This window comes from Acidaminococcus nyctereutis, assembly GCF_052216985.1.
GTDB lineage: Bacteria > Bacillota > Negativicutes > Acidaminococcales > Acidaminococcaceae > Acidaminococcus > Acidaminococcus fermentans_A.
The window spans coordinates 16,011-33,897 of the sequence record NZ_JBQOUY010000003.1 but is presented as its reverse complement, the minus strand read 5'-3'; the positions used below and the strand labels follow the sequence as shown (position 1 = coordinate 33,897).

18 protein-coding genes and 3 tRNA genes are annotated in these 17,887 nt (G+C 58.1%); 2 read left to right on the top strand and 19 right to left on the bottom strand.

From position 1 onward, the window contains the following. Positions 1-14 precede the first annotated feature (14 nt). The 6 genes from ACTUHY_RS02660 to ACTUHY_RS02635 form a co-directional block, all read right to left on the bottom strand. The gene (locus tag ACTUHY_RS02660) at positions 15-809 is read right to left on the bottom strand and encodes an ABC transporter ATP-binding protein (RefSeq protein ID WP_442826489.1); all 795 of its coding nucleotides are present in this window, start codon (positions 807-809) and stop codon (positions 15-17) included. After that, complete coding sequence (locus tag ACTUHY_RS02655; protein ID WP_442826488.1) at positions 809-1,693, bottom strand: ABC transporter permease; 885 nt, start codon at positions 1,691-1,693, stop codon at positions 809-811. Before ACTUHY_RS02655 ends, ACTUHY_RS02660 begins: the two co-directional genes overlap by 1 nt. A 3-nt stretch (positions 1,694-1,696) precedes the next feature. Then, entirely contained in the window at positions 1,697-2,692 is a 996-nt protein-coding gene (locus tag ACTUHY_RS02650) for an ABC transporter substrate binding protein (protein ID WP_442826487.1), read from the bottom strand. A gap of 19 nt (positions 2,693-2,711) precedes the next feature. Then, positions 2,712-3,698 (bottom strand): ABC transporter substrate binding protein, encoded by a 987-nt coding sequence (locus tag ACTUHY_RS02645; protein ID WP_442826486.1) that lies wholly within the window; start codon positions 3,696-3,698, stop codon positions 2,712-2,714. Positions 3,699-3,863: 165 nt separating this feature from the next. Then, entirely contained in the window at positions 3,864-4,940 is a 1,077-nt protein-coding gene (locus tag ACTUHY_RS02640) for an FkbM family methyltransferase (protein ID WP_442826485.1), read from the bottom strand. After that, the gene (locus tag ACTUHY_RS02635; protein ID WP_442826484.1) at positions 4,927-6,048 is read right to left on the bottom strand and encodes a M48 family metallopeptidase; all 1,122 of its coding nucleotides are present in this window, start codon (positions 6,046-6,048) and stop codon (positions 4,927-4,929) included. Before ACTUHY_RS02635 ends, ACTUHY_RS02640 begins: the two co-directional genes overlap by 14 nt. A 282-nt stretch (positions 6,049-6,330) precedes the next feature. On the opposite strand from ACTUHY_RS02635, the gene ACTUHY_RS02630 reads away from it, so the two are divergent. Then, positions 6,331-7,473 (top strand): exonuclease SbcCD subunit D, encoded by a 1,143-nt coding sequence (locus tag ACTUHY_RS02630; protein ID WP_442826483.1) that lies wholly within the window; start codon positions 6,331-6,333, stop codon positions 7,471-7,473. Then, positions 7,473-9,746, top strand: a complete 2,274-nt coding sequence (locus tag ACTUHY_RS02625; protein WP_442826482.1) for an AAA family ATPase — start codon at positions 7,473-7,475, stop codon at positions 9,744-9,746. Before ACTUHY_RS02630 ends, ACTUHY_RS02625 begins: the two co-directional genes overlap by 1 nt. Before the next feature lie 284 nt (positions 9,747-10,030). Here the strand turns inward: ACTUHY_RS02625 and queE are convergent, their stop codons facing one another. The 13 genes from queE to ACTUHY_RS02560 all read right to left on the bottom strand — a co-directional run bounded on the left by queE (position 10,031) and on the right by ACTUHY_RS02560 (position 17,853). Beyond that, complete coding sequence (gene queE, locus ACTUHY_RS02620) at positions 10,031-10,687, bottom strand: putative 7-carboxy-7-deazaguanine synthase QueE (RefSeq protein WP_442826481.1); 657 nt, start codon at positions 10,685-10,687, stop codon at positions 10,031-10,033. Then, positions 10,677-11,003 carry a 6-pyruvoyl trahydropterin synthase family protein gene (locus ACTUHY_RS02615; RefSeq protein ID WP_442826480.1) on the bottom strand — a complete coding sequence of 109 codons (327 nt, stop codon included), beginning with the start codon at positions 11,001-11,003 and terminating at the stop codon, positions 10,677-10,679. Before ACTUHY_RS02615 ends, queE begins: the two co-directional genes overlap by 11 nt. 2 nt (positions 11,004-11,005) lie before the next feature. Continuing rightward, positions 11,006-11,704 carry a 7-cyano-7-deazaguanine synthase QueC gene (queC, locus tag ACTUHY_RS02610; RefSeq protein WP_442826479.1) on the bottom strand — a complete coding sequence of 233 codons (699 nt, stop codon included), beginning with the start codon at positions 11,702-11,704 and terminating at the stop codon, positions 11,006-11,008. Further along, on the bottom strand, positions 11,697-12,161 hold the full coding sequence (gene queF, locus ACTUHY_RS02605) for a preQ(1) synthase (RefSeq protein ID WP_074707333.1): 465 nt from the start codon (positions 12,159-12,161) through the stop codon (positions 11,697-11,699). Before queF ends, queC begins: the two co-directional genes overlap by 8 nt. Before the next feature lie 199 nt (positions 12,162-12,360). Further along, the gene (locus ACTUHY_RS02600; RefSeq protein ID WP_278673457.1) at positions 12,361-12,759 is read right to left on the bottom strand and encodes a C-GCAxxG-C-C family protein; all 399 of its coding nucleotides are present in this window, start codon (positions 12,757-12,759) and stop codon (positions 12,361-12,363) included. Between the two features lie 84 nt (positions 12,760-12,843). After that, on the bottom strand, positions 12,844-13,251 hold the full coding sequence (locus tag ACTUHY_RS02595) for a hypothetical protein (RefSeq protein ID WP_442826478.1): 408 nt from the start codon (positions 13,249-13,251) through the stop codon (positions 12,844-12,846). Positions 13,252-13,263: 12 nt separating this feature from the next. Continuing rightward, positions 13,264-14,262, bottom strand: coding sequence for a flotillin-like protein FloA (gene floA / locus ACTUHY_RS02590; RefSeq protein WP_278673459.1), 999 nt, complete (start codon positions 14,260-14,262; stop codon positions 13,264-13,266). After that, positions 14,259-14,729 (bottom strand): NfeD family protein, encoded by a 471-nt coding sequence (locus tag ACTUHY_RS02585; protein ID WP_442826477.1) that lies wholly within the window; start codon positions 14,727-14,729, stop codon positions 14,259-14,261. The genes floA and ACTUHY_RS02585 overlap by 4 nt, the downstream gene beginning before the upstream one ends. 634 nt (positions 14,730-15,363) lie before the next feature. Then, positions 15,364-15,843, bottom strand: coding sequence for a transposase (locus ACTUHY_RS02580; protein ID WP_442826476.1), 480 nt, complete (start codon positions 15,841-15,843; stop codon positions 15,364-15,366). A gap of 691 nt (positions 15,844-16,534) precedes the next feature. Next, positions 16,535-16,610: transfer RNA gene (locus ACTUHY_RS02575), tRNA-Val, on the bottom strand. Positions 16,611-16,616: 6 nt separating this feature from the next. Then, positions 16,617-16,691: transfer RNA gene (locus ACTUHY_RS02570), tRNA-Glu, on the bottom strand. 8 nt (positions 16,692-16,699) lie between these two features. Next, positions 16,700-16,775 (bottom strand) — tRNA-Lys (locus tag ACTUHY_RS02565). Between the two features lie 85 nt (positions 16,776-16,860). Then, positions 16,861-17,853, bottom strand: coding sequence for a glycosyltransferase family 9 protein (locus ACTUHY_RS02560; protein WP_442826576.1), 993 nt, complete (start codon positions 17,851-17,853; stop codon positions 16,861-16,863). Positions 17,854-17,887: the final 34 nt, after the last annotated feature.

The following is a 17,887-nucleotide window of genomic DNA, read 5'->3' as shown; positions in this document are numbered from 1 at the left end:
ATTTGGCTCAAGTCTCAGCTGAGCATCATACGGTCATTGTCCAGTGCAGAGCCGGACGCTTTTTCAAACAGGGCCAGCAGATCCGGTATGGTCAGCTTGGCCTTTTCTTCTGCATCCACATCCACCACGATCCGGCCGGCGTTCATCATGATCAGCCGGTTGCCGAACCGCAGCGCGTCTCTCATATTATGCGTTATCATGAGAGATGTCAAATGGTCCCGTTCGATGACTTTTTTTGTCATGTTCAGTACCTTTTCCGCCGTCTTGGGATCCAGCGCTGCAGTATGTTCGTCCAGGAGCAGGATCCGAGGCTTGTTCATGGCCGCCATCAAAAGGGTCAGGGCCTGCCTCTGTCCTCCGGACAGGAGTCCCACCCGGCTGGTGAGCCGATCTTCCAGTCCCAGGTCCAGTTCCTTCAGCATTTCCCGGAATTTTGCCCGGTCGCTGTCTTTCAAAGCCCAGGAAAGCCCCGGCGTCTTGCCCCGGCGAGAGGCAATGGCCAGGTTCTCCTCGATCATCATCCCGGCCGCCGTGCCCATCATGGGATCCTGGAACACCCTGCCGATGTACCGGGCCCGTTTGTGTTCCGGCATCTTGCTCACATCCACTCCGTCGATGAGGATCTGCCCTCCATCGATGGGGAATACCCCGGCAATGGAGTTCAGCAGGGTAGATTTCCCAGCCCCGTTGCCCCCGATGATGGTGATGAAATCTCCTGGTTCCATATGCAGGTTCACATCGGTCAGGGCTTTCTTTTCGTTGACCGTCCCCGGGAAGAACGTTTTGGATAAATGTTTGATATCCAGCATCAAATTCCCGCCTTTCTGCTTTGGAACTTCCCTTTGACCATGGGCAGGCTCAGGGCAATGGCTACCAGCACCGCCGTAAACAATTTCAGGTCATTGGGCGGCATCCCCATCTGCAGGACGATGGCAATCACCAGGCGGTAGACGATGGACCCCAGGATCACGGAAATCAAAGAATTCTTGAAGCTCCGGGTGCCGAAAAGCACTTCCCCGATGATCACAGAAGCCAGACCGATGACGATGGTCCCCACCCCCATGCCCACATCGGCAAAGCCGTTGCTCTGGGCCACCAGGGACCCGGCTACAGCCACCAGGGCATTACTGAAGAACAGGCCGATGAGCAGCATGACATTGGTATCCACTCCCTGGGCTCGGATCATCTGGGGATTATAGCCGGTAGCCCGGATAGCGGCCCCGATTTCCGTACCGAAGAACCAGTACATCAAAACAGAGAACAGGATACAGGAAATCAGGCCCACCAGCAGCACGGCCTGGGAATAAGCCACCCCCAGGGTGCTTTCCACCATGGTAAAGGCCGTTTCTTTTCCCAAGAGGGAAATATTGGCCTTCCCCATGATCCGCAGGTTCACAGAATACAGGGCGATCATGGTCAGGATCCCTGCCAGGAGGGCGGGGATCCGCAGTTTCGTGTGGAGCAGGCCCGTAACCACACCGGCCACACCGCCTGCCAGAGCAGCCGCCAAAATAGCAGCCACCGGGTTCACATCCTTTACCAGCAAGGTCACAGCGACGGAAGCTCCCAAAGGGAAAGAGCCTTCTACGGTCAGATCTGCAATATCCAGCACCCGAAACGTGATATAGACGCCCAGAGCCAGGAGAGACCATAAAAGGCCCTGGGAAATAGTCGGCAATAAAAGATCGAACATGGATTATTTGGCTCCTTTGGCTTCTTTCAGGATATCATCCGGGATCGTCAGGCCCAATTTCTTGATTTGTGCCTCATTCAGCGTAACAGTGAAGGTCTTCTGGGCCTGGATAGCCATATTCTGGGGCTTGGCTTTACCGGACAGGATATCTGCAGCCATTTCCCCGGTCTGGAAGCCCAGTTTGTAGTAATCGATGCCCAGGGTGGCCACGCCGCCGGCCTTGGTCATCCCGGCTTCCCCGCAGAATACAGGGATCTTGGCTTCATCGGTGATCTTGATCAGGTTGGGCATAGCAGAAGCCAGCACATTGTCCGTAGGTACGTAGACTGCATCCACTTTGCCCACCAGGCTCTGGGCTGCCTGCTGGATATCGTTCACACTGGAAACCGTCGCTTCTACCGTCTTCAGGCCCCGGGCGGCCGCAGCCTTCTTGGCCAGATCGATCTGGAGCTGGGAGTTCACTTCACTGGAATTGTAGATGAAGCCCACTGTCTTAGCCTTGGGCATGATCTTCACCAGGAGCTCGATCTGGGCTTCCACTGGATTCATATCCGTGGTCCCGGTCACGTTGGTCCCCGGCTGGCTGTTGTCCTTCACCAGCTTGGCTACTTTATAATCCGTGATGGCCGTGCCTACGATTGGGATCTCCTTAGTGGCATTGGCCATGGTCTGGGCCGCTGGCGTAGCGATGGTACACACCAGGTCCACCTTGTTGCTGACGAACCGCTGGGCGATGGTCTGGAGATTGGACTGATCGCCCTGGGCGTTCTGTTTGTCGAACTTCAGGTTCTTCCCTTCTTCGAAGCCCTTGGATTTCAGGCCGTCCACAAACCCCTTGTTGGCCGCATCCAGAGCCGGATGTTCCACCAGCTGCAGGATCCCTACATTATATGTCTTGTTTTTCGAAGCCTGTTTCTTGCTATCCCCGCCACAGCCGGCAGCGCCCAGCAGCATGGCGATCATGGCCAGAGCGGCCACCACTTTTACACTTTTCTTCATGATTCTTCCCCTCCTGCTCTTATTTCACAATGGCAGCACCCTTCAGGACATCTTCCGGAAGCGTGATCCCCAAGGTCTTGGCCGTAGTTTCGTTCACGGTCACTTTCATATCCTTCTGTTTTTCGATAGCCATAGTCTGGGGTTTGGCTTCCCCTTTCAGGATCTTGGCTGCCATCAGGCCAGTCTGGTATCCCAGTTTGTAGTAATCGATGCCGATAGTGGCTAGGGCTCCGCTCTTGACCACTCCTTCTTCTCCGCAGATTACCGGGACCTTGGCCGGATTAGTGATCTTGGCCAGCACCGGCATAGCGGAAGCGATCACATTGTCCGTAGGTACATAGATGGCATCTACCTGGCCTACTAGGCTCTGGGCGGACTGCTGGATATCATTCACACTGGAAACCGTCGCTTCCCGTACGGTGAGCCCCTTGGCTTCCGCCAGCTCTTTCATCTTCTTAACCTGGATCTGGGAGTTGATTTCGCTGGAATTGTACAGGATACCGATGGTCTTGGCCTTGGGCACGATCTTTAGCAGCAGATCCAGCTGTTTGTCGATGGGATTCATATCTGTAGTCCCCGTCACATTGGTCCCCGGTTTCTCCGGATCCTTCACCAGCTTGGCTTCCTTGTAATCCGTGATGGCCGTCCCCACAATGGGGATGTCTCGCGTCACATTGGCCACGGTCTGGGCCGCCGGCGTGGCGATGGCACAGATCAGATCTTCCTTATTGTTGGCGAACCGTTGAGCAATGGTCTGGAGATTGGACTGATCCGCCTGGGCATTCTGCCGGTCCAGGGCCAGATTCTCCCCTTCCTTGAACCCGCCAGCGGCCAGTCCGTCCACGAACCCCTTGTTGGCCGCATCCAGGGCCTGGTGTTCCACCAGCTGGACCACACCTACTTTTACGTTCTTCTTTCCCCCGGTCTTCTGGGTGCTCCCACAGCCTGCTGTCAGTCCTACAGCCAGTGCCGCCATCAGGAGAACCCCTTTCTTCCACATTTTCATCTCTGCTTTCCTTCTTTCCTTCCTGATTCCTGTGAACGTTTCTGAGATCACGGGTTGGTCTATTGTTTCATTCTAACATATCCCGGCCCCAGGAGCAACGAAACGGGGCATTTTGCCCCGTTTTTTTCTGCCGTTCATTTTGTTTTGTAACATGGAAAGGATTTTTTACAAAGTCACGAAAAAATTAATCTCCCAGCAGGGAACATAGGGATGGCGGCGGAGATAGATTTTGTATTCCGGCACCAGGTTCCACACCTCCAGGGGGATTTCCCACAGATCGTCATCGTGGTGGTAGCCCGCCAACAGCATTTTGGGCCGGCAGCGGCGGATCACCCGGGCCCCTCCAGCCAGGGCTTCCTTTTCCACCCCTTCCACGTCCATTTTCACGCAGGTCAGGGGCCGGTCCCCCACCAGGTCGTCCAGGCAGGTGACCTTCACCTCTTTTTTGCTCCCCCGTTCCAAGGAGGACATCCGGCCGCCCCGGGCCGCAAAAGGCAGCGTCGCTGACTGGGCCCAGATGCCTTCAGGAACCAGGGTGCAGCGGCCCAGCTGTTCTTCTTCCACGAATTTCTGGAGCTTGGCGAAGTTCTTCGGGTCCGGTTCCACCCCGTACAGGTGGTCATAATGGCCCCCGGTCAGCTCCAGGAATTCCCGGAGGGTATCCCCATTGTAAGCCCCCAGATCCCCGTAGCTTTCCTCTTCTCCAAAGGAGAACAGGGTTTCCAGATCCTGCCGTCGATCCGTGGTCCGGGCCAAGTATTCCAGCTTCCCGGTGAGCTTGTACCGGAGGATGTCCTCCATCACCTGCCGGCTGGCATCGTCCGCCAGCTTCTCATACACCCGTTCCAGCACGCCCCGATTTTCCCGGATCCAGCCGGGAGTCACCACCTGGGTATCCCCGAACAGGGGCAGATGGGGGGCATAGGTTTCCTGTTCCCGGGCCAGATGGAAGAACCGCCGGAGGATTTCCGGCCGTTCGCTGGCAAAGGCGATGAGGATCACAAAGGATCCCAATTCCGCTTTCATTTCCTTGTAGGTCTTCACTTTGTATCCCCGGAACTGCTGTCCCCGGACGAATTCATCGCTGGCAAAGACTCCAGCTACCAGGATCCCCCCTGCGGCGCAGCGGTCCAGGATGGCGTCTGCTCCGTTACCCATGCCATAGAGGACGATGGGCTTTTGTACAGTCCGGAGATAATCCCACAGATAGGGTTCCCGTTCCAGCGTTTCAATGGTTGTCATGGTTGGTTCCTTTCTTTCCAGTCGCCGGTATGGCTGCCTGGATCCCTTTGGGCACCGGCTGCTGCCGGGCGATCTTCGCCCATTCCTGGAGCCGGCCGGCAATCTGCAACGCGAGTTCCCCGGTATTCCCGGTAACCTGATTGTCCTGGGGATAGACCCGGAGCACCCGGATATCTTCGTAATAAATATCGCTCCACCGGTCCCCGTCAATGGTCATGAAATGGGATTCATCCAGATTCCCCCGTTTCCAGGCCAGATACAGGGCCCCGGCCATGAGCCGGGCCCGGTATTCCGGTTTGTCGTAGCCGGCGGTCTCCGTAACGGGGAACGACCAGCTGCCCAGGCTCACAACGGCGGTGCCGTCCTGCTTCACCGTGACTTTTTCCGGGATGGCCAGGGGTTCCGTCCATTTCAGGGTCTTGGCCATCCGTACTTCCGGTTCCGGATGGGAGGCGAAGAGCCCATACCCCGGGTTCCCCATGTCTTTGCTCATATCTTCCAGCTTGGCCATGGTCACATAGGATCCATAGGGATTGTACCCAGCCAAGGTAGAGAGCCGGAAGCCCTCCTGATCCGCCTCCCGTTCATCCTTCCGGCTGTAGCCGGCCATCAGGGCCTGGCTGGCAGTGGAAGCCAGCACCATCCCGGCCCCCGGGTCCCCGGAGGCCACTCCCGCCAGAAGGGTCAGGAGGGACAGGGCCATCTGCTGTTCCATCTGGTGGACCGTGTGGCGTTTTTCGATATGGCCGATTTCGTGGCCCAGTACCGCCGCCAGCTCATCGTCACTGGTCATGTAGTCCAGGAGCCCCTTGTACACATAGATGAAGCCGCCGGGGCAGGCCAGGGCATTCACATCCGGGGTGTTCAGCACCTTGAAGGTGTAGGCCAGGTCCGGCCGGGTACCGTTCTGGAGCAGTTTCTTCCCGATCCGATCCACCCGCTCCTGGATCTCGTCATCCTGGACCAGGCCGTACTGGTTCTCCAGTTGCCGGGCCACCTGCTGCCCCATTTCCACTTCCTGTTTCTGGCTGATCATGGCCGCCTGGCTCTGAGGCACCGGCAGCACCATCAGCAGGCAGAAAATCAGGATTCCTAATAATTTCCGCATAGCAATTCCTCCTGCATCCATATCTTGTTATTATACATGATGGAAGAGAGAAGGGGCTGTGAAAAAATAAAGAATCATTTTTTCACAGCCCGGTCACTGGTCGAAGGAGGGCCGCCGGGCCTGCGGCCTTTCATTGTATGATGCCGGATGCGGGCGCACCGGGCGGGATCGTTTCACGACCCTTGGTGCGCACCCTACGATCCCGTGTTCTTCACTCTTCACTCTGCACTCCCCTTCGTGTTATGATGATAACAACGACTTTAACGAAAGCGAGGCATTGCTGTGCGATTCTTACATACTTCTGACTGGCATCTGGGCCGGATCTTCCATGGTCTCCATCTGCTGGAGGACCAGCGAGCGGCCCTGGACCAGATCCTGGACCTGGCCCGGGAATACCGGGTGGATGCTCTGCTGGTGGCTGGAGATATCTATGACCGGGCCGTCCCCCCCACGGAAGCGGTGAACCTGCTGGATGAGACCCTCCGCCGTCTGGTGCTGGATCTGAAGATCCCCGCCCTGCTCATTGCCGGGAACCACGACAACCCGGACCGGCTGAACTTCGGCCAGGCCCTGTTTGCCGCCCGGCAGCTGTACATTACGGGACCGGTGGACCCGGCCACCCATCCGGTGGTGCTGGAAGATGCCGACGGCCCGGTATACTTTGCCCCCCTGCCCTACTGCGAACCCCTGACCGCCACAGAGCTCAGCAGAGAAAAGAAGCCCACCCACGAAGCGGCTCTCCAGTGGCAGGTGGAGACCATCCTCCGGCAGATCCCCTCCCGGGCCCGGAAAGTGGCCCTGGCCCATGTATTCCTCACCGGCGCCCGGACCACTCCGGACAGCGAACGGCCCCTGGCTGCCGGTGGGGCCACTACCGTGAGTATGGACTGCTTCAAAGACTTCCACTACACCGCCCTGGGCCATCTCCATGTCTGCCAGAACAACAGTCCCCGGATCCGGTACTGCGGCTCCCTGCTGAAATATTCCTTTGCGGAAGCCAGCCAGAAAAAGGCCGTCCACATTGTGGACCTGGACGCCAAAGGGGATGTTTCCGTGGAAACCGTCCCCCTGACCGCCCCTCACGAACTGGCGGTGCTGAAGGGGGAATTCCGGGACCTTCTAGAACACCCCCGTACCGACCATCTCCAGGACTATCTCCAGATCCAGCTGACGGACAGCGTGCCCATCCTGGATGCCAAGCACCGGCTGGAACAGGTGTACCCCCAGATCCTCCAGCTGGGCTATGAACGGCTCCAGCCCCTGGAAAAGGAAGAAACCGCCACCGCCCAGCGAAAGGGTCTTTCCACCGACGACCTATTCCAGGCCTTTTTCCGAGAAGTCCAGGGCCGGGACCTGACGGAAGGGGAAAAAGCCCTGTTCCACCAGATCGCCGACGAAGTGAGCCAGGAAGGGAGGAATGCCTGATGCGTCCCCTGGAACTTGTGATGAACGCCTTCGGCCCCTACGCCGGAGAGGAAACCATTGATTTCACCCGGCTGGGGGAGAACCGGTTCTTCCTGATCACCGGCCCCACCGGCAGCGGCAAGACCACCATCCTGGATGCCATTACCTTTGCCCTGTACGGCACCGCCAGTGGGGATCTCCGGGACAACCGTTCCCTGCGCAGCGACTACGCCACCCCGGATCGGAAGACGGAAGTCCGGTTCACCTTCCGGAACCAGGACCGGACCTATGAAGTGACCCGGACCCCGGAACAGGTGTTGAACAAACAGCGGGGCGAAGGGACCCGGACGGTGCCGGCGGGGGCCTCCCTGGTGGAGCTCCTGCCGGAGGGCGAACGGAAAGTCCTGGGCACCTCCAACAGCGCCGTGACCCGGGCAGTGGAACAGCTCCTGGGCTTCCAAGCCCGGCAGTTCCGGCAGCTGATGGTGCTGCCCCAGGGAGAATTCCGCCGATTCCTGGTGGCCGATTCCAAAGAGCGGAAGACCATCCTGGAAACCCTGTTCAAGACCGGCCAGTACAGTGCCCTGGAAGACGCCCTGGATGCCCGGGCCAAAGTCCTGAAAAAGCAGCACGAGGAATGCCGGCAGAAATACCAGTTGCTCCTGGAAAGTGCCGGCACCGACAGCCCTGCCGCCCTGAAACAGCGGATCCAGGAAGAACAGCAGCAGGCCAAAGACCTGGAAGCCCAGGCCGCCCAGGCCCAGAAAGCCGCTTCTGCCGCCCTGGAAGCCTTCCAGCAGGGACAGCAGCTGGCTTACACCGTCCAGCGCTGGCAGGAAGGCCAGAAACGGAAAGAGGCCCTGGCCGCCCAGGCGGACACCATCCGGGACCTGCAGCAGAAGATCCGGTGGCTGGACGAAGCCCTGAAGCTCCATCCCATTTACGACCGGACCCGGAAAGCCAAGGCCCAGCTGGATACCGCCCAGGCCCTGCTCCAGAAAGCCCGGGAAGACCTCCAGTCCGCCCAGGAGCGGCTCCGGCAGCAACTGGCCTCCGCCACGGAAACCAACACCCACGCCCTCCAGGAACAAATGGCCCGGGTCCGGGAACAGCTGGCCCGGATGACCGCCGTTTCCGGGGAAACGGTGCGGCTGGCCCAGACCCTGGTTCCCGGTGAGCCCTGCCCGGTGTGCGGTTCCCCGGACCATCCCCAGCCTGCCACCCAGACCCGGAAGGCCCAGGAGGAACTGGCCCGGAAGACCCGGGCCATGGAAGAGGAAATCGCCCGGCTGAACCGGAAGCAGAAGGCCCTGGAAAAAGCCCAGAAGGAAGCGGACCAGGCCGCCGGCTCCTGCAAAACCGCCGAAGAGAACCTGGCTGGCGCCCAGCAGGCCTTTGAAGCAGACCGGGAGGCCTACAAGACCGCCCTGGACCAGTCTCCCTTCCCGGACCAGCACACCTTCGTGGCGGCCCACAAGGCCCTGGCCAGCAAGCCTCTGTGGCAGGAACAGGTGGACCGGTACCGGCAGCAGGCGGACAGTCTCCAGGGGGAACTGAAGATCCTAGCCGACCAGCTGAAGGACAAGACCCCGCCGGACCTGGCTCCCCTCCAGGAAGCCGTCCGGCAGACCGGCAGCACCGCCCACACCCTGGCCACCCGGACCGGTGCCCTCCAGGAAGCCCTCCGCCGGGAAGAAGCGGCCCTGAAGCAGCTGGAAAAACTGGAAAAGGAACTGGACCGGCTCCAGGAAGCCTACGGACCCATCGGTCTCCTGGCCTCCACCGCCAAAGGGGACAACAGCCGGAAACTGACCTTCTCCTCCTTTGTGCTCCAGGCCGTCCTGGACGATGTGCTCCAGACCGCCAACCTGCGGCTGGGCAAGATCAGCCAGGGCCGCTACAGCCTGTACCGGAGCCAGGACATCGTGGATGCCCGGAAGGAACAGGGGCTGGGCCTGGAAATCATGGACGCCTTCACCGGCCAGGCCCGGGCGGTGACCACCCTGTCCGGCGGGGAGATCTTCTTCACCTCCCTCTCCCTGGCCCTGGGGCTGTCCGATGTGCTGGAATCCTACGCCGGAGGCCTGCACCTGGATACCATCCTGGTGGACGAAGGGTTCGGTTCCCTTGACCCGGAAACCCTGGACAGCGCCATCAGCGCCCTGCTGGAACTCCAGAAAGGAGGACGGCTGGTGGGGATCATCTCCCACGTGGCCGAACTGAAAGAAAGGATCTCCGCCCAGCTGGAAATCATCCCCACCAATCAGGGAAGCACCACCCGGTTCAGGGTATGAAAAAAGGGGGTGTGAAAAAATTCACACCCCCGTCACTTGTCACTTGCCTATGGAAAGAACCCGTGGCTAACGGGTTCTTTCGAATAAAAATAGGACTATGCTTTTCTTTTAATCTGTTGCTTGTCTAGCGTTTTTCTGGAGAAGCAAGGACAAAGCCAAGGGTGCGTCCGAGCCAGCATCATACAATGGAAGGCAGCCGTAGCCCGGCTGCCTTCCTTCGTCCAGTGACAAGTGACAATTGACCAGTGACAGGGGTGTTGCACACAACGTGCAACACCCCTTTTTTACACCCCTCTCATCTCCGGATCCCAGATGATCTTGTGGAGCTGGACCTGGACGCGGACCTGGGCCAGTTTGTGTTCCCGGACGAATTCCACCAGTTCCCTGGGTTCGAGGGCTCCGTACACCGGGGATACGTACACCTGGCTCCGGAGGGTGTATTCCCGGAGTACCCGGTCCATATCCTCCAGGTCCTCCCGGCTGCCCACCACGAATTTCACCACATCCTCCCCGGTGAGCCGGGTGAGATTTTCCAGCCGCATCCGTCCCCGCATCCCAGAAGAAGGGGATTTCACATCCATGGTGTAGAAAAGGCCTTTGGGCCGTTCTTCCAGCAGGGGCACCGCTCCGTTGGTCTCGATGTTCACTTCGTATCCTTCCCGGGAAAGGGTCCTGCACAGGCTGTCCAGGGGCTGGAGTAACGGTTCTCCCCCAGTAAGGGTCACCTTTTTCCAGGGATAGCGGCGGATCCGTACCAGCAGCACTTCCTCCGTCAGGTGTTCCCGGGCATCGGACGTTTCCAGGGCATAGCCGGTGTCACAATAGCTGCACCGCAGGTTGCAACCGGCAAAACGGACGAACACCGCCATGGCTCCGGTCCGCTTTCCTTCTCCTTCGATGGAATCGAACAGTTCCACCACAGGAAATGTTTCAGTCTTCATAAATGGCCACGTTCCCTTCCGATTCTTGGACGGAAACCCGGGTGCAGAAGGGGATCTGGTCATGGATCCATTTGGCAATGTTTTCCGCCGTGGGATTGGTTTTCACAATATCGTTGATAAAGGCATGGTCCAGTTTCATCACCACATCCTTGATGTGGGTGAAATCCACCACCATCCCGCTTTCATCCAGTTCTTCCCGCCGGCAGGTCACATCGATGATCCAGTTGTGGCCGTGGAGACGGGTGCATTTGCTTTCATAAGGCAGCTGGAGGCAGTGGGCCCCGCTGACTTCGATCCGTTTGGTTACCGTATACATATTCAGTCCTCCAGTGCCGGGTCTTTCACCCCGTTGGCGGCAAAGGCCCGGGCCCGGTCGATGCAGGTACCACAGGTGCCGCAGGGTTTGTCCCCGCCTTCATAACAGCTCCAGGTCAGTTCATAGGGAGTATGGAGCTCCAGCCCCCGTTTCACCACGCCGGCCTTGCTGCAGCTGGCAAAGGGCGCCACAATATGGCACTGGTTGTAGGTGCCCAGGGAAATGGCCTTTCCCATGGCCTCGATGAAGGCTTCACTGCAGTCCGCATAGGCGTTTCCCGCCGCATCGTCCGCATGGGCGCCGATGAAAATAGACACATCGTCCTTTTCATAGATGCTCATGGCCAAGCTGGCCACCGCGGACAGCATCAGGCCGTTCCGGAAGGGCACGTAAGTGGATACCTTCCCTTCCCCATTTTCCGCAATCTGCTGTTCATAGCTTTCGTGGACGATTTCTTCCGTGGAATGGTCCAGCAGGGAGCAGTTGGAATACTGGAAAATCTTGGACAAGTCCAGTTCGTAATGGGCCAGTCCGTAATACTCCGCCACCTTCCGGGCACATTCCAGTTCCTTCCGGTGTTTCTGGCCGTAAAAAATGGAAACGGTGGAAACGTTTTCCTTGCCGAATCCTTCCACTGCCACAGAGACGCAGGTGGTGGAATCCACCCCGCCGCTGGACAGGACCAGGGCTTTCTTATTCATGGACAAAGGCCTCCATTCTCCGCTGGGCCATGTCTTTGTAGTCCGGCTGGTAATATACCGCGAAGGGAAGGATGCTGATGCCGCCCCGAGGATTGAAATAGCCGGCCACTTCCAGGTATTTGGGCTGGAGCAGCTTCACCAGGTCATTTTTGATGATGTTCACGCAGTCTTCGTGGAAATCCCCGTTGTTTCGGAAAGAAAACAGGTAGAGTTTCAGGGATTTGCTTTCCACCAGCTTGTGGTCCGGGATGTAGCTGATCACGATCCGGCCGAAATCCGGCTGGCCGGTTTTGGGGCAGAGGCTGGTGAATTCCGGGCAGTTCAGCTTCACCATGTAGGGGGCTTCCTCATGTTTGTTGGGGAAGGATTCCAGCACTTCCGGGGCATAGGTGTTCTGGTACACCGTATGGCCACTGCCCAGTTCGGTCACGCCGCGCAGTTCTTCTTCAGTTCTCATCGTTCATTCCTCCAAAAAGTACAGTTCTGGAAAGATCCGCAGCCGGAAAAAACAGTTCCGTGCAGACTCACAAACTTAAATTATATCGTATCTTGGAACAAAAAGAAAGATGGGGACCCAATCCGTTGATAAAGAGGGGAGTTATCCACGAAAACGTGGATAACTCCCCTCTTTATCAACATCTATCCCCTAAACCTTCTCAGCCCAGGTGTTTTTCCAGGCCCAGGACGGCCAACCTCACGCAGTCATCACAGGAACAGAGCATCTTGCCGGTTTCCACGCCCTTCAATTCTTTGCACAGAGTGGCTCCAGCTTTTTCCCGAAACTCCTGGAGAATATCGTTCATCACCAGTTTGGGCTCCCGACCGCTTTTGTCCAGGAAGCCCAGCACCACTGCCGCCCCGGTCAACGCTCCACAGGTGGCTTCCATACCGCCCATGCCGGAACCGAAAGCGGCTCCCAGGGCCCGGAGTTCTTCCGTGGATTTTCCCAATCTGTCTTGATAAGCCAGGATCACCGCCTGGGCACAGTTATTATGCACTCCGGCAGCATGTTTCAGGGCTACAGCCTGTTCCGCCCGCGTTGTTGTTTCTATCATTGTATCAGCTCCCCCTCACAAAATACTGTATCTATTATACTAATTCTGTTCCGCAGGAACAACTACATCCCGCAGCCGTTCATTTCAGATTCCACAGTTCCTGCGATTTCTTTGTTCCTGGGCCCAGCTCCGGCGGCTCCGGGGTTCTCCCAGCACCAGGGACCAGAGCATCCCCTGGCGCAGGCCCCCGGACAGGGCCGGATACCGGACCGGGTCCGGTCGTCTTTTCTGGATTTCCGCCACTTGAGGTGCTACGGTGGGCTTCAAATCCCGGATTTCTTCCACCAGATCACTGCGCACTGGCTTCACAGACGGCTGGAGGGGCAGTTCTTTTACAGCCGGAGCCTGGGCCTCCTCACAGACAAAGGGACCAGGATCCTTTCGAGAAGCCGGAGGAGGGACCCTTTTCTGCGGTCGCTTTTTCTTTTTCAGCATCTGGGTCCCCAATAGGAACAAAATCCATACCAGGAACAGCAGCAGATCACTTCTCATGATGGCCTCCCGTTATTTTTCCGGTTTCCGGGTAGCCGGCAGCTCATCCTGCTGGGGCGTCACCAAGCTTTCCCGCATTTTCGTATCGGCCATCAGGTTCTTCAGCTGGTAATAATCCATGGCCCCCAGATGGCCTTCCCGCAGGGCCTGGGCCAGGGCTTCCGGCACCTGGGCCTGGGCTTCTACCACCTTAGCCTGCATTTCCTGGGTATAAGCCCGCATCTCCTGTTCCTTGGCCACAGCCATAGCCCGCCGTTCTTCCGCTTTGGCCTGGGCGATGTTCTTGTCCGCTTCCGCCTGATCCGTCATCAGCTGGGCCCCGATGTTCCGCCCTACATCCACATCAGCGATGTCGATGGACAGGATCTCGAAAGCGGAGCCCGCATCCAGGCCCTTGCTCAGGACGGTCCGGGAAATGTGATCTGGGTTTTCCAATACATCCGTGTGTTCTTCCGAAGAGCCTACGGTGGTGACGATACCTTCCCCTACCCGGGCGATGATGGTGCTCTCCCCGGCGCCCCCCACCAGCCGGTCGATATTGGCCCGCACCGTGACCCGAGCCCGTACCTTCAGTTCGATGCCGTTCTTGGCCACGGCCGAAATCAGCGGGGTCTCGATGACTTTGGGGTTGACGCTCATCTGGACTGCTTCCAACACATCACGACCTGCCAGATCGATGGCCGCCGCCCGTTCAAAGGTCAGGGGGATGGTCGCCCGTTCCGCCGCGATCAAGGCGTCCACCACCCGGTCCACGTCGCCGCCGGCCAGATAATGGGCTTCCAGCTGATCCACGTTCACATCCAGTCCGGCCTTATTGGCTTTCACCAGGGGCAGGATGATCTTGGAAGGGACGACCCGGCGCAGCCGCATCCCCACCAGGGTAAAGATATGGACATTGACCCCAGCAGCCATGGCAGAGATCCACAGGCCCAGGGGGACGAAATGGAGGAACAGGATGATGATGACCAGGATGGCCACCAGGAATACCGTGCTGCCTAAAATCGCAATCATATTTTTTCCTCCTTTCGGACTACGGTCCGACCGCCAGTCACAGCTACCACCCGGACAGCTGTCCCCGGTTCATAGAATTCGCCTTCGGTGATCACATCCACCAGTTTTCCATCGATCAGGGCCCGGCCGGAAGGGCGGAGTACCGTCTGGGCCACGCCGGTTTTCCCCAATAGGTCTTTCCGTTCCGCATTGCCCGTATAGCCTCGGGCTGCCGTGGAACGGAGATGGAGGGTCACTTGGCGTCCCAGCCAGCTTCCCGATCCCTGACGGATCAGCCACCATCCCAGCAGCACCAGTACCAACAGCAGACCGCCCACCAGGGCCGCTGCCTGAGCCGTAGCTCCCAGGAAGAAATACAGGGAACCCAGAAGACACAGGATGCCGCTGATGCCAAAGATCCCGAAACCGGGGATGAATCCCTCAATGATCAGCAGCACAACCCCTACAAAAAACAGTTGCATTGCCATAAGAACCCTCCTTTCCCAAAGATGAACAGGGATTGATGAGTATATTCGAGGCGGAAAGGAAAATCCCTGCTTTCACCCCAAAATCGGGAAGCGGGCGGCTCTGGCAACATTTTGCTTCGCAAAAGTTTTGAGCCGCCCCTACGGATTTATACCGATGGTTCGTCGATCTTTGTAGGGTGCGCACCAAGGGTCGTGAAACGATCCCGCCCGGTGCACCCGTCCCACGGTCCTATGGGTTCCCCCCGTCCATCGTCACCCGCACCGTAGGGGCTGACCCAGGGTTGCAGAGCAATCCCGCCTGGTCAGCCCATCCCACGGTCCTATGGGTTCCCCCCGTCCATCGTCACCCGCACCGTAGGGGCTGACCCAGGGTTGCAGAGCAATCCCGCCTGGTCAGCCCATCCCACGGTCCTATGGGTTCCTCCCGTCCATCGTCACCCGCACCGTAGGGGCTGACCCAGGGTTGCAGAGCAATCCCGCCTGGTCAGCCCATCTCACGGTCCTATGGGTTCCTCCCGTCCATCGTCACCCGCACCGTAGGGGCTGACCCAGGGTTGCGGTGCAATCCCGCCTGGTCAGCCCGTCCCAGTCTCCTGGAGGTCCAGGCTCCTCCGTTCCCACCTCCTGGAGGGTCTTACTCCTTTGCCCTGTATTCCCTGTCCAATGTCCATTTTCTGGGATTGTTGGCCATGTATTCCCGCACCTCAGCCAAATCCCTGGGAGTGCGGATGAGATGATCGTAGTATCCCCTCTGCCAGATCCCTTTTCCCCATTGCCTGCTGACCGTTTCCTTCAACAATCCAACAAACCTGCCCAGGGTGATGATTTTCCCCCTGGCAGTCCGTTCCCGTTGAATCAGCATATGCAGATGATTGGGCATCAGGACCGCGTCCGTGATGGTAATTCCCGGTCTGCTGTCCTTCATGTTTTCGATGGCCTCCAGCACGGAATTTCCAACAGGTGTGGGATGCAGAAAGCCATTTTCAATGAAGCCAAAAATCAGTGCCTTCCGGGCAGAGCATAAAGTTACGAAGACTATGCCATTTTGTTCGTAGACGGCCGATTGCAGCCGGATATTTTTTCGTTGAGGGTAATTGAGGTTGTTGAGAATCATGAGTCCCTCCTGATGTGAATATTTGTTCGTACATTGTCGTTTTGTTCATTATATCACAGGGAATAATTATTGCAATAGTCGGATAATTTTCTCGTCTCTCCAGGAAGCGGGCGGCTCTGGCAACATTTTGCTTCGCAAAAGTTTTGAGCCGCCCCTACGGATTTATACCGATGGTTCGTCGATCTTTGTAGGGTGCGCACCAAGGGTCGTGAAACGATCCCGCCTGGTCAGCCCATCTCACGGTCCTATGGGTTCCTCCCGTCCATCGTCACCCGCACCGTAGGGGCTGACCCAGGGTTGCGGTGCAATCCCGCCTGGTCAGCCCATCTCACGGTCCTATGGGTTCCTCCCGTCCATCGTCACCCGCACCGTAGGGGCTGACCCAGGGCTGCGGAGCAATCCCGCCTGGTCAGCCCATCCCACAGTCCTATGGGTTCCCCCGGCCATCGTCACCCGCACCGTAGGGGCTGACCCAGGGTTGCGGAACAATCCCGCCTGGTCAGCCCATCCCACGGTCCTATGGGTTCCCCCCGTCCATCGTCACCCGCACCGTAGGGGCTGACCCAGGGTTGCGGTGCAATCCCGCCTGGTCAGCCCGTCCCAGTCTCCTGGAGGTCCAGGCTCCTCCCCCGCTCCCATTCAGACACAATAAAAAGACGATACAGCGTTACGCGTGTATCGTCTTCTTTTGTGGTGGGCGCTAACAGGATCGAACTGCTGACATTCTGCTTGTAAGGCAGACGCTCTCCCAGCTGAGCTAAGCGCCCATAAGTTGGTGACCGGAGGGGGAATCGAACCCCCGATACCGCCGTGAAAGGGCGGTGTCTTAACCGCTTGACCATCCGGCCAAAAAAAATGGTGATCCGCCAGAGGATCGAACTCTGGACACCCTGATTAAGAGTCAGGTGCTCTACCAGCTGAGCTAGCGGACCATCATGTCTTTGGCTTCATCAACCGTCGACTATGTTAGTATACAAGATTCTTCCGAATTTGGCAACCCCTTTTTTGAAAAAATATCTACTTTTTTCTGCTGAGCCAGCGATGGGCTGCCTTCAGCACCTGCTCCACAGTCAGGTCCCGCATACAGCGCATGTCGTCGCAATGGTGCTTCATGCCCTTGCGGCAGCCGTCGCAGGGAGGATCCGCCCGAACGATGGAGGCCAGTCTGGTATAGGGTCCATACAGCTCCGGATGGCTGGGTCCATACATGGCTACAATGGGCACCTTCTGGCTGATAGCCACGTGCATGGGGCCACTGTCATTGGTGATGATCAGGCTGCACCGGCTCATGGCTGCTGCCAATTCTCCCAGAGAAAACTTTCCCGTAGCCACCATGGGTTTACTCTTCATGAAGGAAACCGCTTCCTGGACCATCTCCTCATCCATGGGGCCCCCGAAGAATACCGTCCGGCAGCCTTCTTTCGCCAGGGTATCCGCCACCTGGGCAAACCGTTCCGGGGCCCACCGTTTGGTCACCACGGCACTGCCGATATTGAATCCCACTACTTTCTCTCCCGGCTGGAGATTCTGGGCTGTCCAAAAGGCTTCTGCCTTCGCCTTGTGCTCCGGCCCCGGAAACACTTCCAATCCGTTGTGCTGGGGGTGTTCCACACCGATCCGCTTCAGCACATCCAGGTACATATCCGCTGCATGGATTTTCCGGTTCAGCTTCAGCCAGGGATGGAAGAATCCCCGGAAGAGAAAATGGGACGCCCCCACTTTGACCGGCACCACCGCCATGGCATCGATGAAGGAACACCGTTCATTGGGATGCAGATTGATCAGCACATCGAAATGGGCGTCAGTGATCCTCCGGCTCATGGCCCACAGGGCCCGGAGGTTGTTGTCCTTCCCTTTTTTATCGATGGTCCACACATGGTCGATATTGGGGTTGTATTCCACGATTTCCTTCAGTTTCTCATCCACCAGATAGGTGATCTCCGCTCCAGGAGCCGCCTTCCGCAGCGCATGGAGGAAGGGTGTGGTGAGCACCAGATCCCCCAGGTGCATCAGGAATGTCACGATGATCTTTTTCCCTGCCAGT

What these genes read in the sequence shown, in the direction of transcription:
- ACTUHY_RS02660 (WP_442826489.1), bottom strand. Translation starts at nt 809, where the DNA reads ATGCTGGATATCAAACATTTATCCAAAACGTTCTTCCCGGGGACGGTC.
- ACTUHY_RS02655 (WP_442826488.1), bottom strand. Translation starts at nt 1,693, where the DNA reads ATGTTCGATCTTTTATTGCCGACTATTTCCCAGGGCCTTTTATGGTCT.
- ACTUHY_RS02650 (WP_442826487.1), bottom strand. Translation starts at nt 2,692, where the DNA reads ATGAAGAAAAGTGTAAAAGTGGTGGCCGCTCTGGCCATGATCGCCATG.
- ACTUHY_RS02645 (WP_442826486.1), bottom strand. Translation starts at nt 3,698, where the DNA reads ATGAAAATGTGGAAGAAAGGGGTTCTCCTGATGGCGGCACTGGCTGTA.
- ACTUHY_RS02640 (WP_442826485.1), bottom strand. Translation starts at nt 4,940, where the DNA reads ATGACAACCATTGAAACGCTGGAACGGGAACCCTATCTGTGGGATTAT.
- ACTUHY_RS02635 (WP_442826484.1), bottom strand. Translation starts at nt 6,048, where the DNA reads ATGCGGAAATTATTAGGAATCCTGATTTTCTGCCTGCTGATGGTGCTG.
- ACTUHY_RS02625 (WP_442826482.1), top strand. Translation starts at nt 7,473, where the DNA reads ATGCGTCCCCTGGAACTTGTGATGAACGCCTTCGGCCCCTACGCCGGA.
- queE (WP_442826481.1), bottom strand. Translation starts at nt 10,687, where the DNA reads ATGAAGACTGAAACATTTCCTGTGGTGGAACTGTTCGATTCCATCGAA.
- ACTUHY_RS02615 (WP_442826480.1), bottom strand. Translation starts at nt 11,003, where the DNA reads ATGTATACGGTAACCAAACGGATCGAAGTCAGCGGGGCCCACTGCCTC.
- queC (WP_442826479.1), bottom strand. Translation starts at nt 11,704, where the DNA reads ATGAATAAGAAAGCCCTGGTCCTGTCCAGCGGCGGGGTGGATTCCACC.
- queF (WP_074707333.1), bottom strand. Translation starts at nt 12,161, where the DNA reads ATGAGAACTGAAGAAGAACTGCGCGGCGTGACCGAACTGGGCAGTGGC.
- ACTUHY_RS02600 (WP_278673457.1), bottom strand. Translation starts at nt 12,759, where the DNA reads ATGATAGAAACAACAACGCGGGCGGAACAGGCTGTAGCCCTGAAACAT.
- ACTUHY_RS02595 (WP_442826478.1), bottom strand. Translation starts at nt 13,251, where the DNA reads ATGAGAAGTGATCTGCTGCTGTTCCTGGTATGGATTTTGTTCCTATTG.
- floA (WP_278673459.1), bottom strand. Translation starts at nt 14,262, where the DNA reads ATGATTGCGATTTTAGGCAGCACGGTATTCCTGGTGGCCATCCTGGTC.
- ACTUHY_RS02585 (WP_442826477.1), bottom strand. Translation starts at nt 14,729, where the DNA reads ATGGCAATGCAACTGTTTTTTGTAGGGGTTGTGCTGCTGATCATTGAG.
- ACTUHY_RS02580 (WP_442826476.1), bottom strand. Translation starts at nt 15,843, where the DNA reads ATGATTCTCAACAACCTCAATTACCCTCAACGAAAAAATATCCGGCTG.
- ACTUHY_RS02560 (WP_442826576.1), bottom strand. Translation starts at nt 17,853, where the DNA reads ATGCACCTGGGGGATCTGGTGCTCACCACACCCTTCCTCCATGCGCTG.